The 18472-nt window shown below is 70.9% G+C and carries 15 protein-coding genes and 2 tRNA genes; 12 read left to right on the top strand and 5 right to left on the bottom strand.

Annotation, left to right across the window (positions count from 1 at the left end; translation table 11 throughout):
* Positions 1–3: 3 nt before the first annotated feature.
* On the bottom strand, positions 4–645 hold the full coding sequence (locus ACF09K_RS06145; protein ID WP_392241304.1) for a superoxide dismutase: 642 nt from the start codon (positions 643–645) through the stop codon (positions 4–6).
* 521 nt (positions 646–1166) lie between these two features.
* On the opposite strand from ACF09K_RS06145, the gene ACF09K_RS06140 reads away from it, so the two are divergent.
* Positions 1167–1748 (top strand): biotin transporter BioY, encoded by a 582-nt coding sequence (locus ACF09K_RS06140; RefSeq protein ID WP_392241303.1) that lies wholly within the window; start codon positions 1167–1169, stop codon positions 1746–1748.
* Between the two features lie 124 nt (positions 1749–1872).
* Here the strand turns inward: ACF09K_RS06140 and ACF09K_RS06135 are convergent, their stop codons facing one another.
* On the bottom strand, positions 1873–3327 hold the full coding sequence (locus ACF09K_RS06135) for an amino acid permease (RefSeq protein ID WP_392241302.1): 1455 nt from the start codon (positions 3325–3327) through the stop codon (positions 1873–1875).
* 228 nt (positions 3328–3555) lie between these two features.
* Between ACF09K_RS06135 and ACF09K_RS06130 the strand changes: the two genes are divergently transcribed.
* The 4 genes from ACF09K_RS06130 (at position 3556) to ACF09K_RS06115 (ending at position 7322) form a co-directional block, all read left to right on the top strand.
* Positions 3556–4041, top strand: a complete 486-nt coding sequence (locus ACF09K_RS06130; RefSeq protein WP_392241301.1) for a ribose-5-phosphate isomerase — start codon at positions 3556–3558, stop codon at positions 4039–4041.
* An 83-nt stretch (positions 4042–4124) separates the two neighbouring features.
* On the top strand, positions 4125–4964 hold the full coding sequence (locus ACF09K_RS06125) for an Fpg/Nei family DNA glycosylase (RefSeq protein ID WP_392241300.1): 840 nt from the start codon (positions 4125–4127) through the stop codon (positions 4962–4964).
* Positions 4965–5654: 690 nt separating this feature from the next.
* Positions 5655–6839: a PP2C family protein-serine/threonine phosphatase gene (locus ACF09K_RS06120; protein ID WP_392241299.1), complete on the top strand. Its 1185-nt coding sequence runs from the start codon at positions 5655–5657 to the stop codon at positions 6837–6839.
* A gap of 36 nt (positions 6840–6875) precedes the next feature.
* Positions 6876–7322 (top strand): HD domain-containing protein, encoded by a 447-nt coding sequence (locus ACF09K_RS06115; protein WP_392241298.1) that lies wholly within the window; start codon positions 6876–6878, stop codon positions 7320–7322.
* A 10-nt stretch (positions 7323–7332) separates the two neighbouring features.
* On the opposite strand, the gene ACF09K_RS06110 is transcribed toward ACF09K_RS06115, so the two are convergent.
* Positions 7333–8511, bottom strand: coding sequence for an acyltransferase family protein (locus ACF09K_RS06110; protein WP_392241297.1), 1179 nt, complete (start codon positions 8509–8511; stop codon positions 7333–7335).
* A 410-nt stretch (positions 8512–8921) separates the two neighbouring features.
* Here ACF09K_RS06110 and ACF09K_RS06105 point away from each other — a divergent pair, with 410 nt between their 5' ends.
* Positions 8922–9116: a hypothetical protein gene (locus ACF09K_RS06105; RefSeq protein ID WP_363088264.1), complete on the top strand. Its 195-nt coding sequence runs from the start codon at positions 8922–8924 to the stop codon at positions 9114–9116.
* A 147-nt stretch (positions 9117–9263) separates the two neighbouring features.
* Here the strand turns inward: ACF09K_RS06105 and ACF09K_RS06100 are convergent.
* Positions 9264–9334, bottom strand: a tRNA-Gly gene (locus ACF09K_RS06100).
* 165 nt (positions 9335–9499) lie between these two features.
* Here ACF09K_RS06100 and ACF09K_RS06095 point away from each other — a divergent pair.
* The 5 genes from ACF09K_RS06095 to clpX all read left to right on the top strand — a co-directional run bounded on the left by ACF09K_RS06095 (position 9500) and on the right by clpX (position 14517).
* Positions 9500–9576, top strand: a tRNA-Pro gene (locus ACF09K_RS06095).
* Positions 9577–9783: 207 nt separating this feature from the next.
* A complete protein-coding gene (gene tig / locus ACF09K_RS06090) occupies positions 9784–11184 on the top strand; it encodes a trigger factor (RefSeq protein ID WP_392241296.1) in 1401 nt (466 codons plus the stop codon).
* Between the two features lie 388 nt (positions 11185–11572).
* Positions 11573–12181: an ATP-dependent Clp protease proteolytic subunit gene (locus ACF09K_RS06085; RefSeq protein WP_257850214.1), complete on the top strand. Its 609-nt coding sequence runs from the start codon at positions 11573–11575 to the stop codon at positions 12179–12181.
* A 181-nt stretch (positions 12182–12362) separates the two neighbouring features.
* Entirely contained in the window at positions 12363–13043 is a 681-nt protein-coding gene (locus tag ACF09K_RS06080; RefSeq protein WP_392241295.1) for an ATP-dependent Clp protease proteolytic subunit, read from the top strand.
* 184 nt (positions 13044–13227) lie between these two features.
* Positions 13228–14517, top strand: coding sequence for an ATP-dependent Clp protease ATP-binding subunit ClpX (gene clpX, locus ACF09K_RS06075; RefSeq protein WP_363088261.1), 1290 nt, complete (start codon positions 13228–13230; stop codon positions 14515–14517).
* 119 nt (positions 14518–14636) lie between these two features.
* On the opposite strand, the gene ACF09K_RS06070 is transcribed toward clpX, so the two are convergent.
* The gene (locus ACF09K_RS06070) at positions 14637–15665 is read right to left on the bottom strand and encodes a hypothetical protein (RefSeq protein WP_392241294.1); all 1029 of its coding nucleotides are present in this window, start codon (positions 15663–15665) and stop codon (positions 14637–14639) included.
* 136 nt (positions 15666–15801) lie between these two features.
* Here ACF09K_RS06070 and ACF09K_RS06065 point away from each other — a divergent pair, with 136 nt between their 5' ends.
* Positions 15802–18426, top strand: a complete 2625-nt coding sequence (locus ACF09K_RS06065; RefSeq protein ID WP_392241293.1) for a valine--tRNA ligase — start codon at positions 15802–15804, stop codon at positions 18424–18426.
* Positions 18427–18472 lie beyond the last annotated feature (46 nt).

Raw genomic sequence — 18472 nt, 5'->3', positions numbered from 1 at the left:
GCCCTACGGCGCGAGCAGCAGCACGTCGGCGCGGGACCTCGCGGCCAGGTACCGGCGCTGTACGTCCTGCCAGTCGACGACCTGCCACATGGCCTCGATGAAGTCGACCTTCTGGTTGCGGTACTGGAGGTAGAAGGCGTGCTCCCAGGCGTCGAAGACGAGGAGCGGCACGGAACCCTGGCCGACGTTGCCCTGGTGGTCGTAGACCTGCTCGACGATCAGCCGGCCGCTGAGCGGCTCGAGGGCGAGGACGCCCCAGCCGGAGCCCTGGGTGGTCGCGGAGGCCTTGGTCAGCTGGGCCTTGAACCCGGCGAAGGAGCCGAAGGATTCGGTGAGGGCGTCCGCCAGCTCGCCCACACCGTCCACCGCGAGGGGTTCGCCGCCGCCCTCGCCGGTCATGTTCTGCCAGTAGATCGAGTGCAGGACGTGCCCGGAGAGGTGGAACGCCAGGCTCTTCTCCAGCCCGTTGACCGAGCCCCACAGCTCCTTGTCCCGCGCCTCCGCGAGCTGCTCCAGCGTGTCGTTGGCGCCCTTCACGTAGGCGGCGTGGTGCTTGTCGTGGTGCAGCTCGATGATCTCGGGGCTGATCACGGGGGCGAGCGCGGAGTAGTCGTACGGCAGGTCGGGCAGCGTGTAGACGGGCATGGCGGGGTTCCCCTCCGAACCTTATTGCAATGAAGTTGCAAGTGCAGGTTAGCAACAACAAGGCGGCCGGGGTGGGCGGGTGACAGGCCGTGGGCGAAGAGAAAGGCCCCCGCGCGTCGCTCACGAGGGGGCCTTGCGCCCGACGGCCGTCTCGGGCCTCGGGTCTCGGGTCTCGGCGCGGGTCCGTTGTCAGGCGTACGTACGTCGCCATGGGCGCACCGCGGCGCCCGCCGCGGCCCGGCCGGAGAACCCCGCGCCTGACGCCGGTGAAGCCGCCGACCGCCGCCCGTCCGGCGGTCGCGTTTGGCGAGAACCTACAGCGGCCCGCCGTCCGCCCGCGTTGCCGCCGCCACGACACCTCAGTGACCAGGGTCACGCCGCGCCGCGTGTAACCGGCCGCCTTTGTCCGGAGCCCACCAAGTCGCCGCTCGCCCGTTTGTCGACGGCTGACGGTGATCGGGCCGAGTCCGCTGGGATAGCGTCACGGTGTCCCCGACCGCACCTCTCTCCGCGGAGATTCCATGAGCACCGCCGCCGCCACCCCCGTCAGCCCCGGACGGGTCCTCGCCGACCTCATCCCGGCCTCCCGCGTCCGGGACGTCGTGCTCGTGCTCGGCGGCGCCGCGCTCACCGGCCTCGCGGCCCAGATCGCGGTCCCCGTGCCCGGCTCCCCGGTGCCGGTGACCGGCCAGACGTTCGCCGCCCTGCTGGTCGGCACCACCCTCGGCGCCCGGCGCGGCTTCCTCTCCCTCGCCCTCTACGCCCTGGTCGGCGTCGCGGGCGTCCCGTGGTTCGCCGAGGGCGGGTCCGGCGCCGCCGCGGTCTCCTTCGGATACGTCCTCGGCATGGTCCTCGCCTCGACGGTGGTCGGTGCCCTGGCCCGCCGCGGCGCCGACCGCTCGCCCCTGCGCATGGCGGGCGCGATGCTGGTGGGCGAGGCGGTCGTCTACGCCGTCGGCGTGCCCTACCTCGCCTACGCCGCCGGCATCTCCGCCTCCGCCGCGATCGCGGCCGGCCTCACCCCCTTCCTGATCGGCGACGCCCTCAAGGCCGCCCTGGCGATGGGCCTGCTGCCCACCGCCTGGAAGCTCGTCAGGCGCTGAGTGCCGGAGCGGTCCGGCACGGACCGTCCCGACGGAAGAGGCCTGCCCGGTCACCTCACGAGGTGACCGGGCAGGCCTCTTCCGTGTACGCGTCCGGGGAGGGGCGGCCCCACCCGGGCCGGGACTACACCTCGGTCCGCACCCCGTCCCGTGCCTCGTCCCGCTCCTGCAGCCGCTGCTTGAGGAAGGCGATGGCGAGGACGACCGCGGCGACGAGCAGCGACAGCAGCACGGTCTTCCGGCCGTCGTGCTCGGTGTCGGTCAGCATGTAGCCGAGGACGAACACGATGAGCGCGGCCGTGGCCCAGGTCAGGTAGGGGTACAGCCACATCCGTACGACCAGCTTCTCCGGCGCCTCGGCCTGGATGATCTTCCGCATCCGCAGCTGCGAGAAGCAGATCACCAGCCACACGAACAGGGCGACCGCACCGCTGGAGTTGACGAGGAAGAGGAAGACGGAGTCCGGGAACTTGTAGTTGAAGAAGACGGCGACGAACCCGAACACCACGGAGGCGATGATCGCGGCCATCGGCACACCGCGCGAGGTGGTCCGTGCGAACGCCTTCGGCGCGTCCCCGCGCTCACCGAGCGAGAAGGCCATGCGGGAGGCCGTGTAGAGGCCGGAGTTCAGGCAGGACAGCACCGAGGTCAGCACGATGAAGTTCATGATCTGACCGGCGTGCGCGATGCCGAGCGAGTCGAGGGCGGCGACGTAGGAGCCCTTCTCCGCGAGGGAGGGGTCGTTCCACGGCAGCAGGGTGAGCACGACGAAGATCGACCCGAGGTAGAAGACGGCGATGCGCCAGATGATGCTGTTGGTGGACTTCGTGACCGCCCGCTGCGGGTCCTCCGACTCACCGGCCGCCAGCGTCGCGATCTCGCTGCCCATGAAGGAGAAGACGACCAGCAGGACGCCGGTGAGGATGGCGCCGGGCCCGTTGGGCAGGAAGCCGCCGTGGTCGACGAGGTTGCCCACGCCCGCCTTGTCGGCGTCGACGCCCGGCAGCACGCCGAACACGGCGAGCCCGCCGACGACGATGAAGGCGCCGATGGCGACGACCTTGATGCCGGCGAACCAGAACTCGAACTCGCCGTAGGAGCCGACCGAGACGAGGTTGGTGGCGGTCAGCACCACCATCACGATGAGCGCCCACCCCCACTGCGGGACGGCGGGGATCCACGACTCGAGGATCGCCGCGCCGGCGGTGGCCTCGACGGCCAGCACGACGACCCAGAAGAACCAGTACAGCCAGCCGATGGAGAAACCGGCCCAGGGGCCGAGCGCGCGGTCGGCGTGCGCGGAGAAGGACCCCGAGGTCGGGTTGGCCGCGGACATCTCGCCCAGCATCCGCATCACCAGCACCACGAGCGTGCCGACGAGGGCGTAGGAGAGGAGGATGCCGGGCCCGGTGGTGGCGATGCCGGAGCTGGATCCGACGAACAGTCCGGCCCCGATGACTCCGCCGATGGCGATCATCGAGAGGTGACGGTTCTTGAGGCCCGCCTGGAGACCGGAGCGGGGATCCGCGGGGTCTCCTGGGCCGTTTCCGGTCTTCGTCAGGGTCGGCTGCGAAGTCATGGGACGGATTTCCTTTGCGCCGCGTGAGGGGGATCTCCCGTACGAGCGGTGTACGGGCCGTACGGAGGGCGTACGAGCCGGTCCAGTGAAACCGAGGTGAATGAATTCGGGAACCTTTGATTCCGTATCGTTACTTGAGGTTTTCCTGAGCTTCCATTGGATTGCTCACACTTTTCCGGCACGACACCCGGCGCTGCCACCCGCCGGCGCCCGTGCCACACTCGTGCCATGCGCGTGTATCTCGGCTCGGACCATGCCGGCTTCGAACTCAAGAACCACCTCGTCGAATGGCTGAAGGAGGCCGGTCACGACCCGGTCGACTGCGGCCCGCACCTCTACGACGCCCAGGACGACTACCCGCCCTTCTGCCTCCGCGCGGCCGAGCGGACCGCCGCCGACCCCGACGCCCTCGGCATCGTCATCGGCGGCTCCGGGAACGGCGAGCAGATCGCCGCGAACAAGGTCAAGGGCGTCCGAGCCGCTCTCGCGTGGAGCGAGGAGACGGCCTCCCTCGGCCGCCAGCACAACAACGCCAACGTCGTCGCGGTGGGCGCCCGCATGCACACCCGGGACGAGGCGACGAAGTTCGTCGAGACCTTCCTGGCCACCCCCTTCTCGGGCGACGAACGCCACGTCCGCCGCATCGACATGCTGGCGGCCTACGAGACGACCTCGGAGCTCCCCCCGATCCCGCCCCACCACCCCCAGGGCTGACCGCACACGACGCCCGGCTCCGGCGCGACGGTCCGTCGCCGGAGCCCCGGTCCCGGCGACGGACCGACCGAGAGGACCCCGCCGTGCCGGAAGGGCACACCATCCACCGCCTGGCCCTGGACTACGCCCGGTTCGCCGGGAGCGCGCCGCGGGTGACCAGCCCCCAGGGGAAGTTCTCCGACGCCGCCGCCCTGCTCGACGGCACGGAGCTCACCCGCACCGACGCCCACGGCAAGCACCTCTTCCTGGGCTTCGCCGGGGGCGGCTGGGTCCACATCCACCTGGGCCTCTTCGGCAAGGTCACCTTCGGCGACACGGCCCCGGACGCCCCCGCGCCCCCGCCCACGGACACCGTCCGCCTCCGCCTCGCCGGCCCCGCCGGCCACGTGGACCTGCGCGGCCCGGCCACCTGCGCCCTGATCACGGACGCGGAGAAGCAGGCGATACACGACCGCCTGGGCCCGGACCCCCTGCGTGCGGACGCCGACCCGGAGCGGGCGTACCGCCGCGTCTCCCGCAGCCGTACGACGATCGCCGCCCTCCTCATGGACCAGAAGGTCATCGCGGGCGTGGGCAACGTCTACCGCGCCGAGGTCCTCTTCCGCCACCGCATCGACCCCTACCGCGCGGGCCGGGAGATCACCCCCGCCGAGTGGACGGCGATGTGGTCGGACCTGGTCGCCCTGATGCGCGAGGGCGTGCGCGACAACCGCATCGACACCGTCCGCCCCGAGCACACCCCGGAGGCGATGGGCCGCCCGCCCCGCGTCGACGACCACGGCGGCGAGGTGTACGTCTACCGCCGCGCCCACCAGCCGTGTCACCTCTGCGGCGACACCGTCCGCACCGCCCCCCTCGCGGCCCGCAACCTCTTCTGGTGCCCCACCTGCCAGAAGCCCGGACCGCCCGCCCCGCGGCGCTGACCGGGTGCCCCACGGCCCGGCCGGGTCCTCCCCGCGGCGCCGGCCCGGATCGCGGCCACGCGTCCCCGGCCCGGCCCCACCAGAACCCGTGCGGCAGCCGGGGCGCCCCACCGGCCGCCCCGAAGTCCACCGAGGCCTCCGTCGGCGTTCAGCCCGCCTCTTCCGGCGCGGCGCGACGCGGCCAGGCGCGGCCCGGCCAGGCGCGGTCCGGCGCGGCGCGGTCCGGCGCGGCGCGGTCCGGCGCGGCGCGGCCCGGCCCGCGCCGGCGAGCCGAGGGAGACGCCGCCGGGATGCGCCGTCCCCGACTCCCGTACGGGCAAGGAGGGATTCGCCGCATCCGCCGTACGGGAGCAGCCGGCCCCCGTCGCGGCCCCGGTTCCCCGGCCGGCCGTCAACGCACGCCGTCCCAGGGGCAGAAGGCGTTTTCCCTCTCCAGCGCCGCGTCGACCGGCACCTGGTGGGTCCGGCGCCGTCGCGTGCCGCGTGCCGGGTGTGCTGCCCCCACGATCCGCCGTACCGGTCGTCATGGATCCGTGCCCACCAGGTCGATGCGGGACGAGACGGGAGATTTCCCCCTCCTGGCGGCGCGAGCGCTTTCCTTGGCGTTCACTGTGGAGTTGAGCCTCGGACGGGGGACAAGTGGGACCTCCCGTGCCAAGCGGCGGGTCGGATGGATAGGGTCCCGGACTAATGGTGGCAGGACGACAGCGGCGCGCGGAAGCCGAGACGTGGACGGCCCGGTTGAAGCACCTGGTGCACCGGGTCCGCACCGGCCTGCGCAGAAGCGCCGTGGACTACTTCCGCGGCGACGGCTCGGACTGGATCGCGCTGGCCGGACTGCTGCTCACCGTCCCGGTCATCGCGGCCACCACGCTCGCCGACCCGGTCTGGTGCTCACCGGCCGCCCTGGTCCTGCCGATCGTCGCCGGCGGCCTCGTGCTGCGCCCGGCGAGCCTGCTCGGCCTGTACGCGGCGGCGGCCACGGCGCTGATCGTGGAGTCGGTGCGGCTCGGCCCGTACACCGAGGGCCCGTCCCGGGTCACGCCGGGCGTGGTGCTGGTCGTCGCCGCCTGCGGTTTCGTCGGCCTGCTCATCGCCCAGTTCCGCAGCCGGGTCGGCGTGCCCTGGCGGCGCGGCGGCACCATGCTCTTCGACCTGCGCGAACGCATCCGGGTGCAGAGCAAGCTGCCGGCGCTGCCGCGGGGCTGGCACCGCGAGATGGCGCTGCGGCCGGCGGGCGGCCAGTCCTTCTCCGGCGACTTCGTCGTCGCCGCCCGCACCAACGGCGGCCGCACCCTGGAGGTCGTCCTCACGGACGTCTCCGGCAAGGGCATGGACGCGGGCTCGCGCGCCCTGCTGCTGTCCGGCGCCTTCGGCGGCCTGCTCGGCTCCCTGCCCCCGCACGCCTTCCTCCCGGCCGCCAACGGCTACCTCCTCCGCCAGGACTGGGAGGAGGGCTTCGCCACCTCCATCCACCTCGTCCTCGACCTCGACTCCGGCGACTACGAGCTGTACTCCGCGGGCCACCCGCCGGGCCTCCAGCTCAGCGCCGGCAGCGGCCGCTGGGAGGAGAAGGTCGCGGAGGGCCCGCTGCTCGGCGTGTACGAGGGCGCCCAGTTCGACCCGGTGAAGGGCTCGCTGCGCCCCGGCGACGTGCTGATGCTGTTCACCGACGGCCTGGTGGAGACCTCCGACCGCGACATCGTCGAGGGCATCGACCGCCTCACCGGCGAGGCCGACCGCTATGTCGCCGGCGGCTTCCAGGGGGCGGCCTGGCACCTGATCGAGGCCGTCGCCAAGGACGTCAACGACGACCGCGCCCTGCTGCTGGTCTGCCGCGAGGGCCCGACGGCCCAGGCCGCCCCGCTGCTGTAGACCCGGGCACCCGAGTTCCGAGGCGGAAGGACCCCCATGCTCACCCTTCTCGAGGTCGAGGCCCTCGCCCGCGCCGCCCACGAGGGCCAGACCGACAAGGCGGGCCGCCCCTACGCCGAACACCTCCGGGCCGTCGCGGACGGCGTACGGTCCCGGGGCGGCGACCCCGACCAGATCGCGGCGGCCTGGCTGCACGACGCCGTCGAGGACGACGCCCTCCCCGCGGCCCGGCTGCGCGAGGCGGCCCTGAGCGACCGCACGAAGGACATCGTGGAGGCGCTCACCAAGCGGGCGGGGGAGACGCCGGAGGCGTACGCGGAGCGCATCCTCGCCACCCCGGGCGCGCTGCTGGTGAAGGAGTCCGACCTGGCGCACAACGCCGACCCGGCCCGGCTCGCCGTCCTGGACGGGCCGACCCGCACCCGCCTGACCCAGAAGTACGCCCGCATGCGCGCCCTCCTCGGCCTCGCCGGGAACGCCTGAGCCGCGTTTCCTAGGCGTCGGCCTTCTCGCGCCTCTCGCGCCTCTCGCGTCCTTCGCGCTCCCGCACCGGCCGCCGCTCCGGGACGCGTGCCCGCTCGGGGGCGGCGTCCCGCCTGAACGCCCAGTCCATCCTCGGCTCCATCACGCCCCGGAACACCCACCGGACGGGCTTGGTGCACAGCAGGGTGATGGCGGCGGCGGCGGCCACGGTGACGGCGATCGCGCCGAGCGGCCGGTGCAGCCAGTCCGCCTCGAACAGCCCGCGGTAGTCCGCGCCCTTGATCAGGAAACCGTGCAGCAGATAGCCGTAGAGCGTGCCCGTGCCGAGTGCCGTGAACCACATCGTGCGCCCCGGCACCCAGGAGAAGAAGCAGGCGGTCAGCAGCAGCGAGCAGCCGAACAGCGCCAGCTGCATGACGGGCCCCACCCACCACGGCACGCCCAGCTCCTGCGCGGAGTCGCGGTGGTAGAGCCACCCGGCGTTCATCCGCGGCACCGCCCACCACGAGAAGGCCAGCGCGCAGGCGGCCACCGGCACGGCCGCGATCCGCACCGGCCAGGTGCGCACCGTCCGGAAGTGCTCGGGCCGCAGGCACAGGCCCAGCACGAAGTAGGGCAGGAACTGCAGGACGCGCTGGAGGTCCAGGTCGTCGCCGACGGCCGGGGTGGCGGACGCCAGCAGGGCGATGCCCAGGGCCACCGGCAGCGGATGGCGGATCGTCCTCCAGATCGGCGTGGTCAGCCGCCAGACGAACAGCGCGCACAGGAACCACGTCAGGTAGTACGGGTCGAGGAGGGAGACGGGCGTCTCGGTGTCGTGGTCGACGACCCGCTTGAACAGCGGGTAGGCGGTCTCGAAGACGACGTAGGGCACCACCACGCCGGTCACCAGGCGCTTCAGCCGGGCCGGACTGCCGTCGAAGTTCCGCGAGAAGTAGCCGGAGACGAGGATGAACGCCGGCATGTGGAACGCGTACACGAACTGGTAGGCGGCCTGGAGCACCCGGCTGTCGCCCTTCAGCGGCTCCCAGGAGTGACCGACGGCGACCAGCACGATCGCCAGGTACTTGGCGTTGTCGAAGAACGCGTCACGCTGCTCCGACCGTCTGTCCGGGGACGACCGGTGCTGATCTTTCTCGTTCGGGGTGGAGCCGGGACTCGGCACGAGAGACGAAGCGGCGTGGAACATCTGAGGCACCCTAGCGTTGTCCGTGGCGGTCCGTAAAACCTTCCTCGTCATCGCGATCTCATTCCTCGCGATTTCCAACTGCCCCTTCACTCCGACGCCTTGTATGTCACGATTCATCCCGGCTGAAAGGTACACAACGGGCGGTTGTGGAGTGGCGTCGAAGATCGTGTGACCGCAATTCGAATTACCTGCGGGCCACTGGTGAATTCGTGTGCGGAGTACGCCGGTGAATTGCCGTACGGCAAGATCTCGCGGGCGGTGCGAAGTGGTCGGGCGTGCACGGTGGTGACCGAGGATGCGTCAGTGGCCGCATAGGGAGGCCCTGTTGGTGGCACGATGGTCTCTGGCGGGGTGCGCGAGTCGCGTCCCCGGGCCGGGAGTGCGGACCGACCGAGGATGTGTGATCAGTTGTGGCCATCTCACTGTCAGTGGTGCTGCTGTTGGCGATCGTTCTGGTCGTCCTGATCAGAGGCGGGTCGATCAAGGCGGGCCCCGCCGTCGTCGCGATCCTCTTCGGCTTCTTCCTCGCCTCGACGGGCATGGCGCCGTCGATCAACCGCTTCCTCGACTCCCTCGCCGAAACGATCAACTCGATCAGCTTCTAGCCCGATCGGCGCCGGGGAGGGGCGGCGGCGCGAGGCCCGGCCCGGCCGAAGGGGCACGCGGGGGACACGTCGTACCGGACACGACCCCGGGAACGCGTCAGGGCCAGGTGGAGGGATGATCCTCCGGCCTGGCCCTGAGCCGTGCAGAGCGGGCGACGGGAATCGAACCCGCGTAGCTAGTTTGGAAGACTAGGGCTCTACCATTGAGCTACGCCCGCACACATGGGCCGCGCGTCGGGTGACCGCGGCGCCTCAGGCATCGTAGCGGGTCGGCGCCCCTCGTCGCACACCCTCTTCGCGCGCCGCGCCCGGGGACCGGCCGGGCCCTCGCGAATGCGGCGGCCGGGCGGCCTGCGGGCATGTACCCTACGTGTCGCACCAGACGGGGTGTGGCGCAGCTTGGTAGCGCGTCCGCTTTGGGAGCGGAAGGCCGTGGGTTCAAATCCCGCCACCCCGACCATCTGCGTCATCCGCGCGCCGTCCCGCACGATCGGGCCGGCGCCGCACCGGGGGATCGTCTTTTGGGTGGCCGCAGCTGCTGCGGCTACTATGCAGACTGCGCGCCCGTGTGTCCCGGCCCACCGGCCTCGAAATCTCCCGGGCGTGAATCGCCGGACCTGTCAGGTCCCGGCGAAACCCAAGAAGTCAGCCACAAGGAGACCGAACCGTGAAGAGCGCCGTGGAGACCCTGAACCCGACTCGGGTTCGGCTCACTGTCGAGGTGCCCTTCGAGGAGCTCAAGGACAGCCTCGACGCGGCGTACAAGAAGATCAACCAGCAGGTCACGGTGAAGGGCTTCCGCAAGGGCAAGATCCCCGCCCGGATCATCGACCAGCGGTTCGGCCGCGGGGCCGTGCTGGAGGAGGCCGTCAACGACGCGCTTCCGAAGTTCTACACGGAGGCGGTCAACGGGGCCGAGCTGGACGTCCTCGGCCAGCCGGAGGTCGACATCACGGAGCTGAAGGACGGCGAGACGCTGAACTTCACCGCCGAGGTCGACATCCGTCCCGCCCTCGAGCTGCCGGAGGACTTCTCCTCCATCGAGGTCGAGGTCGACGCCGTCGAGGTCAGCGACGAGGACGTGGACAAGTCCGTCGAGCAGCTCCGTGAGCGCTTCGCCTCGACCTCCCCGGTCGAGCGCGCCGCCGAGGACGGCGACGTCGTCACGGTCGACCTCGAGGCCAAGGTCGACGGCGAGGTCCTGGAGGACGGCGTCGCCGACGGCGTCTCCTACACGATCGGCTCGGGCGAACTGCTCGAGGGCATCGACGACGCCGTGAAGGGTCTGGAGGCCGGTGGCGAGGCCACCTTCACCTCCGAGCTGAAGGGCGGCTCCGCGGCCGGCAAGGAGGCCGAGGTCACCGTCAAGGTCACCCAGGTCGCCGCCCGCGAACTGCCCGAGCTGGACGACGAGTTCGCGCAGCTCGCCTCCGAGTTCGACACCCTCGAGGAGCTGCGGGCGGACAGCCGCAAGCGCCTCGCGAACATGAAGCAGTACGACCAGGCCACCCAGGCCCAGGAGCGCGTCCTGGAGAAGCTCCTGGAGCTCGTCGAGGTGCCCGTCCCCGAGAAGCTGCTCGAGGACGAGATCAACACCCGCAAGCACAACCTGGAGCACCACCAGCTCGGCCAGATGGGTCTGACCCTCGACAAGTACCTGGAGCTCCAGGGCAAGACCGCCGAGGAGTTCGAGACCGAGACCCGCGAGGCCGCGGTCAAGGGCATCAAGACCCAGTTCGTCCTCGACGAGCTGGTCAAGCGCGAGAAGCTGAACGTGAACCAGGAGGAGCTGACCGAGCACCTCATGCGCCGCGCCGCCTCCTCCGGCATGTCCCCCGACCAGTTCGCGCAGGCGGTCGTCGAGGGCGGTCAGGTTCCGCTCCTCGTCGGCGAGGTCGCCCGCGGCAAGGCCCTGGCCGTGGTCGTCGAGTCCGCCACGGTGAAGGACACCAACGGCGAGGTCGTCGACCTGGACGACGACGAGGACGAGGCCGCCGAGGCCGCCGAGGGCACCACGGAGGCCCCCGAGGCCGCCGCCGAGTCCGCGGAGGACAAGCCCGAGGCCTGAGCCTCGCGCCGCCTCCGACGCGTGTACGGCGTGCACGACCGACGCCCGTACGGCTGACGTGCGTACGACGGGCCCCGGGACACTTCGTCCCGGGGCCCGTCCGTCTCCCCGAGGGGTGCGGGCCCCGGCCGGGGCGCGGCCGCGCCGTACGGGCGACCGGCGGCGCGCGGCCCGTACCCGCCCGCGATCCGCGCGTCACCCCGCACCCGCCGCCGGCGGCCCGGCTACGCCCCCGGCGAACACTCACCTCTCCGGGATTCTCCGAAGGGACCCGCGCGTTAGGGTCCATGAATACGAGGGCAGGGGAGTCCCCGTTGCCCCCGGCAGTACACGTGAGACGGCCCGGACGCCGTCGACAAGACGAGCAGGTGGATACGTGACGAATCTGATGCCCTCCGCCGCCGGCGAGCCTTCCATCGGTGGTGGCCTCGGCGACCAGGTCTACAACCGGCTGCTCGGCGAGCGGATCATCTTCCTCGGCCAGCCGGTCGACGACGACATCGCCAACAAGATCACCGCACAGCTGCTGCTCCTCGCCGCCGACCCGGACAAGGACATCTTCCTCTACATCAACAGCCCCGGCGGCTCGATCACGGCCGGCATGGCCATCTACGACACCATGCAGTTCATCAAGAACGACGTGGTGACCATCGCGATGGGCCTCGCGGCCTCGATGGGCCAGTTCCTGCTCAGCGCCGGCACGCCCGGCAAGCGCTTCGCGCTGCCGAACGCCGAGATCCTGATCCACCAGCCCTCCGCCGGCCTGGCGGGCTCGGCCTCGGACATCAAGATCCACGCCGAGCGGCTGCTGCACACCAAGAGGCGCATGGCCGAGCTCACGTCCCAGCACACGGGCCAGACCATCGAGCAGATCACCCGGGACTCGGACCGCGACCGCTGGTTCGACGCCTTCGAGGCCAAGGAGTACGGCCTCATCGACGACGTCATCCCCACGGCCGCCGGCATGCCGGGCGGCGGCGGTACCGGGGCGGCCTAGGGCGTGTTTCGAAAGTCCCGTCTGCCCTTCGGGCAGACGACGCCACTTTCGAAACACGCCCTGGCACGGGCTCGCCACGGCCCCGGGGGCCCCGCGCCGGACTTCCGGCCGCCCCCGAGGCCGTCAGCGCCCCTCTCAGCCCCCTCAGCCCACCGCCCCAGCCCCCTCTCCAGGAGACACCGTGAACGACTTCCCCGGCAGCGGCCTCTACGCCCGCACCGAGGCCGAGTACACCGGCCCCCGCGCCGAGTCCCGCTACGTCATCCCGCGCTTCGTCGAGCGCACCTCCCAGGGCATCCGCGAGTACGACCCGTACGCGAAGCTCTTCGAGGAGCGGGTGATCTTCCTCGGCGTGCAGATCGACGACGCCTCCGCCAACGACGTCATGGCGCAGCTGCTGTGCCTGGAGTCGATGGACCCCGACCGGGACATCTCGGTCTACATCAACAGCCCCGGCGGCTCCTTCACGGCGCTGACCGCGATCTACGACACGATGCAGTTCGTCAAGCCCGACATCCAGACGGTCTGCATGGGCCAGGCGGCCTCCGCCGCCGCGATCCTGCTGGCCGCCGGTACGCCCGGCAAGCGCATGGCGCTGCCGAACGCCCGCGTGCTGATCCACCAGCCGTACAGCGAGACCGGCCGCGGCCAGGTCTCCGACCTCGAGATCGCCGCGAACGAGATCCTGCGGATGCGCGCGCAGCTCGAGGACATGCTGGCCAAGCACTCCACCACGCCGATCGAGAAGATCCGCGAGGACATCGAGCGCGACAAGATCCTCACGGCCGAGGACGCGCTGGCGTACGGCCTGATCGACCAGATCATCTCGACCCGCAAGATGAACAACGCCGACCTGCGCTGACGCGGGCGGAGGAGTATCGTCTGCCGCCCCTTGGCACGGCGTGACACGGTCCACGTGGAAGTGAACCGTGCCAAGGGGGGCCCGAACGTGGGGCCCGGCAAGGTACCGTCGACATAAGGCAGCACCAGGAGACGCTGGACTCGTCAGACGTCCAGTCGTCTCCCAGGCGAAGGGGAAGCACACCGTGGCACGCATCGGTGACGGCGGCGATCTGCTCAAGTGCTCGTTCTGCGGCAAGAGCCAGAAGCAGGTCAAGAAGCTCATCGCAGGGCCCGGTGTGTACATCTGCGACGAGTGCATCGATCTCTGCAACGAGATCATCGAGGAAGAGCTCGCGGAGACGAGCGAGGTCCGCTGGGAGGAACTCCCGAAGCCGCGCGAGATCTACGAGTTCCTCGAGGGCTACGTGGTGGGCCAGGAGCCGGCCAAGAAGGCCCTGTCGGTCGCGGTGTACAACCACTACAAGCGCGTCCAGGCCGGTGAGCACGGCGGCGGCCAGGGCCGTGAGGACGCCATCGAGTTGGCGAAGTCCAACATCCTCCTGCTGGGCCCCACGGGGTCCGGCAAGACCCTCCTCGCGCAGACCCTGGCGCGCATGCTGAACGTGCCGTTCGCCATCGCCGACGCCACGGCCCTCACCGAGGCCGGGTACGTGGGCGAGGACGTCGAGAACATCCTGCTCAAGCTGATCCAGGCCGCGGACTACGACGTCAAGAAGGCCGAGACCGGGATCATCTACATCGACGAGATCGACAAGGTCGCCCGCAAGAGCGAGAACCCCTCGATCACCCGCGACGTCTCGGGCGAGGGCGTCCAGCAGGCCCTGCTGAAGATCCTCGAGGGCACCACGGCCTCGGTCCCGCCGCAGGGCGGCCGCAAGCACCCGCACCAGGAGTTCATCCAGATCGACACGACGAACGTCCTGTTCATCGTGGGCGGCGCCTTCTCGGGCCTGGAGAAGATCATCGAGTCCCGGGCCGGCGCCAAGGGCATCGGCTTCGGCGCGACGATCCGCTCGAAGCGGGAGCTGGAGGCCAAGGACCAGTTCGAGGACGTCATGCCCGAGGACCTGGTCAAGTTCGGCATGATCCCCGAGTTCATCGGCCGCCTCCCCGTGATCACCTCGGTCCACAACCTGGACCGCGAGGCCCTGCTCCAGATCCTCGTCGAGCCGCGCAACGCGCTGGTGAAGCAGTACCAGCGCCTCTTCGAACTCGACGGTGTGGAGCTGGACTTCGAGCGCGCGGCCCTGGAGGCCATCGCCGACCAGGCCATCCTGCGCCAGACCGGCGCGCGCGGCCTGCGCGCCATCATGGAGGAGGTCCTCCAGGCGGTCATGTACGAGGTCCCGTCCCGCAAGGACGTGGCCCGCGTGGTCATCACGGCGGACGTCGTGCTCTCCAACGTCAACCCGACCCTGATCCCGCGGGACGCCCGCGGCGGCCGGGGGCCGGGGGAGCAGAAGACGGCGTAGCGACGGACGCGACGGACGTACGAGACGTGTGAAGGGCCCCGGTCGAGCGACCGGGGCCCTTCTCTTCGTGTCCGCCGGCGTCCGTCGTGTCCGCCGGCGTCCGTCGTGCGGCGGGCGCGTCAGGCCTTGACGCGGATCTGCTCCCGCAGCTTCGCGGTGAGGTCGACCGCGGTGTCCTTGCCGACGCCCGTGCCGGTGTTGTCACCCGGCGAGACCATGGCGACCGTGCTGTAGTCGGCCCAGGCGCAGAACCAGTCGGTCGACTCCTTCTTGGTGAGCGCGTTGGTGCTCTTCGTCGACTGGCACTTGGCGACCGCGCCGTCGATCTCGACCTCCTCCGGATCACCGACCAGCTCCGCGTTCTGCATGGCTCCGGTGTCGCTGGTGGAGCTGTCCTTGACCTGCTTCTGGATGGAGGCGAAGAACTTGTCCAGCGTCTGCTGCGGGTCGGCGATCTCCCCGTAACCGCCCACCATCGTCATGCCCTTGGCGGTCAGCAGCTCGGCCTTGTCGGGCAGCGTGGAGGGGTCCTGGGGGTCGTAGTCGCTGAAGTCGGCGGTCGACCACTGGCCGAGGACCGCCGTGCCGCCCTTGACGCCGCTCTTCTCCATGTCCTTGGCGTTGTCGGAGTCGCTGACCTGGTTGCCCTTGCCGACCCGCTGGTACTCGTCGAGCACCGTCTCCGGCGTCGTCAGCTTGTGCGCGCCGTCGTCCTCCAGGCCGCCCGAGCCCCCGCTGCCGCCGAGGAGGAGGGCCGCGCCCACGCCGAGCGCCGCGACCACCGCGACCGCGCCGATGACGATGCCCGCCTTCTTCTTGCCGCCGCCCGGGGCCGGCGGCTGGGGCATGCCGTAGGGGGCCTGGCCGTACGGCGGCTGCTGGCCGTAGGGAGGCTGCTGGCCGTAGGGAGGCTGCTGGCCGTAGGGCGGGGTGGGCGGCTGCTGACCGTACGGGCCGGGCTGCTGGGGCTGCTGGCCGTAGGGCGCCTGGGGCGGGGCGGCCTGCGGGGGCTGCTGGGGGTAGCCGTAGCCGGGCTGGGGAGCCTGTGGGGGCTGGCCGTACGGGCCGGGCTGCTGGGGCTGCTGGCCGTACGGGCCGGGCTGCTGAGGCTGCTGCCCGCCGTACGGGCCCGGCTGGTTGTAGCTCATGACGGGGTTCCCCTCCAGGTACTTATGCGATTTTCACATCTTGACTCAATCCCGGTGCGGCCCCGGCGCCGGGGACCTCACCGTTACAGAACAAACGCGTTTCGGGACGGCGTGGTGACACCCCTAAACTGGCCCCGTGACCGACAACGCTCAGCAGCAGCCCTCAGCGCCCACGACCGAACTGCCGACCCAGTACGCGCCGGCCGACGTAGAGGCGCCGCTGTACGAGCGCTGGGTCGAGCGGGGCTACTTCGAGGCCGACGCCAAGAGCGACAAGCCGCCGTTCACCGTCGTCATCCCGCCGCCGAACGTCACGGGCAGCCTGCACCTCGGCCACGCCTTCGAGCACACCCTCATCGACGCCCTGACCCGCCGCAAGCGCATGCAGGGCTTCGAGACGCTGTGGCAGCCCGGCATGGACCACGCCGGCATCGCGACCCAGAACGTCGTCGAGCGCGAGCTGGGCAAGGAGGGCAAGTCGCGGCACGACCTGGGCCGCGAGGCCTTCGTCGAGCGCGTCTGGCAGTGGAAGGGCGAGTCCGGCGGGCAGATCAGCGGCCAGATGCGGCGCCTCGGCGACGGCGTCGCGTGGTCGCGCGAGCGGTTCACCATGGACGAGGGCCTCTCGCAGGCCGTCCAGACCATCTTCAAGCGGCTCTACGACGACGAGCTGATCTACCGCGCCGAGCGCATCATCAACTGGTGTCCGCGCTGCCTCACCGCCATCTCGGACATCGAGGTCGACTACCAGGACGACGAGGGCGAGCTCGTCTCCATGACGTACGGCGAGGGCGAGGACACCATCGTCGTCGCGACCACCCGCGCCGAGACGATGCTCGGCGACACGGCCGTCGCCGTCCACCCCGACGACGAGCGCTACCGGCACCTGGTCGGCAAGCTGATCAGGCTGCCGCTGACCGACCGCTCCATCCCCGTCGTCGCCGACGAGCACGTCGACCCCGAGTTCGGCACGGGTGCCGTCAAGGTCACCCCGGCCCACGACCCGAACGACTTCGAGATCGGCCGGCGCCACGGCCTGCCGTCCCTCACCGTCATGGACGAGCACGCCGTCATCACGGCCCACGGCCCCTTCCAGGGCCTGGACCGCCTGGAGGCCCGCTCCGCCATCGTCGCCGCGCTGCGCGCCGAGGGCCGGATCGTCGCCGAGAAGCGGCCCTACCTCCACAGCGTCGGCCACTGCTCGCGCTGCAAGACCACCATCGAGCCCCGCCTGTCGATGCAGTGGTGGGTCAAGGTCGGCCCGCTGGCGAAGACCGCCGGCGACGCCGTCCGCGACGGCCGCGTCAAGATCCACCCGCAGGAGATGGAGAAGCGGTACTTCGACTGGGTCGACAACCTCCACGACTGGTGCATCTCGCGGCAGTTGTGGTGGGGTCACCGCATCCCCGTCTGGTACGGGCCGAACGGCGAGACCGTCTGCGTCGGCCCCGACGACGAGGCCCCCACCGGCGAGGGCTGGCACCAGGACACCGACGTCCTCGACACCTGGTTCTCCTCCGGCCTGTGGCCGTTCTCCACCCTCGGCTGGCCCGAACGGACCGAGTCGCTCGCGAAGTTCTACCCGAACTCCGTCCTGGTCACCGGCTACGACATCCTCTTCTTCTGGGTCGCCCGGATGATGATGTTCGGCCTGTACGCGATGGACGGCACCCCGCCGTTCCACACCATCGCCCTGCACGGCATGGTCCGCGACCAGTTCGGCAAGAAGATGTCCAAGTCCTTCGGCAACGCGGTCAACCCGCTGGACTGGATGGACAAGTACGGCTCCGACGCCCTGCGCTTCACCCTCGCCCGCGGCGCCAACCCGGGCGTCGACGTCCCCATCGGCGAGGACTGGGTCCAGGGCTCCCGCAACTTCGCCAACAAGATCTGGAACGCCACCCGCTTCGCGCTGATGAACGGCGCCACGGTCGAGGGCCCGCTGCCGGACGCCTCGGCCATGTCCGCGGCCGACCGCTGGATCCTGTCCCGCCTCAACTCGGTGGTCGCCGAGGTCGACGCGTTCTACGACGACTTCCAGTTCGCCAAGCTCTCCGACTCCCTCTTCCACTTCGCGTGGGACGAGGTCTTCGACTGGTACGTCGAGCTGTCCAAGACGACGTTCCAGGCGGGCGGCGAACCGGCCGAGGTCAGCAAGCGCGTCCTCGGCGAGGTCCTCGACGTCACCCTGAAGCTGCTGCACCCGGTCGTCCCGTTCGTCACGGAGACCCTCTGGACGACGCTGACCGGCGGCGAGTCGGTCGTCGTCGCCGAGTGGCCGGCGGACAGCGGCTTCCGCGACGCCGACGCCGAACGCGAGATCGAGACGCTCCAGTCCGTCATCACCGAGGTCCGCCGGTTCCGCGCCGACCAGGGCCTCCAGCCCGGCCAGCGGGTCCCGGCCCGCCTGGAACTGGACGGCACCGCGCTCGCCCCGCACGAGGCGGCCATCCGCCAGCTGCTGCGGCTCCAGCCGGAGGGCGAGGACTTCTCGGCGACGGCGACCCTGCCGGTCTCGGGCGCCACGGTCGCCCTCGACCTGTCCGGCACGATCGACGTGGCCGCGGAGCGCAAGCGGCTGGCGAAGGACCTGGCCGCCGCCGAGAAGGAGAAGGCCCAGGCCCAGGGCAAGCTCGGCAACGAGGCGTTCCTCGCCAAGGCGCCCGACAAGGTCGTCGACGGGATCCGCGCCCGGCTGGCGAAGGCGGACGAGGACATCGCCCGCATCCAGGCCCAGCTGGACCGGCTGCCGCAGGCGTAGGGCGCGCCCCGAAAGTCCCGCATGTCGGCGAAGGCCCCCGGAACGC

Source organism: Streptomyces sp. NPDC014882, assembly GCF_043081325.1.
In the GTDB taxonomy this organism is placed as follows: domain Bacteria; phylum Actinomycetota; class Actinomycetes; order Streptomycetales; family Streptomycetaceae; genus Streptomyces.
The sequence above is the reverse complement of the archived record's forward strand: the minus strand, read 5'-3'. Positions and strand labels throughout refer to the sequence as shown.